Origin of the sequence: Dyella sp. EPa41, from assembly GCF_016586165.1 — a bacterium.
In the GTDB taxonomy this organism is placed as follows: Bacteria; Pseudomonadota; Gammaproteobacteria; order Xanthomonadales; family Rhodanobacteraceae; genus Dyella.
This window is the reverse complement of record NZ_BCPR01000162.1, coordinates 1-659: the sequence shown is the minus strand read 5'-3', so window position 1 is coordinate 659 and position 659 is coordinate 1. Positions and strand designations below refer to the sequence as shown.

Annotated in this window: 1 pseudogene; it reads left to right on the top strand. The window is 66.8% G+C overall.

The annotated features are described in order from the left end of the window. Positions 1–659: pseudogene (locus tag JMF82_RS21880) on the top strand (ATP-dependent DNA helicase); the annotation flags it as partial.

The following is a 659-nucleotide window of genomic DNA, read 5'->3' as shown; positions in this document are numbered from 1 at the left end:
CCGGCACCAAGGCGCTGCAGGACCAGTTGTATTTCCGCGATCTCCCGCGCGTGCGTTCGGTGCTGGACGCGCGCCTGAAGACCGCGCTGCTGAAGGGCCGTTCCAACTACCTGTGCCTTTATCGCCTGGACCAGACCGTGCGCGAAGGCGCCACGTTCGATCGCGCGCAGGCGTCGCAACTGGCCGCCGTTCGCGCCTGGTCCGCACGCACGCGCCGCGGCGATCGCATGGAGCTGGCGGAGGTTCCGGAAGAGTCGCCGCTGTGGCCGCGCGTCACCTCCACGCCGGAAAACTGCCTGGGCGTGGAATGCCCGTTCTATGACGACTGCCACGTGGTGAAGGCGCGGCGCGAAGCGCAGGAAGCCGACCTCGTGGTGGTCAACCATCACCTGCTGTTTGCCGATCTGGCGCTGAAGCAGGAAGGTTTCGGCGAGATCCTGCCGGGCGCGCAGGCCTTCATCCTGGACGAGGCGCATCAGATTCCCGAGTTGGCGGGACAGTTCTTCTCGCAGAGCATCAGCGCGCGACAGCTCACCGAACTGGCGCAGGACAGCCTCAACGAGTGCAATGGCGTCACCGGCGCCATCGGCCTGCTGCTCGAGCCCGTGGAAGCCTTGCAGGATACGGTGCGCAGGCTGCGCCTGGCGATGGATGCCTTG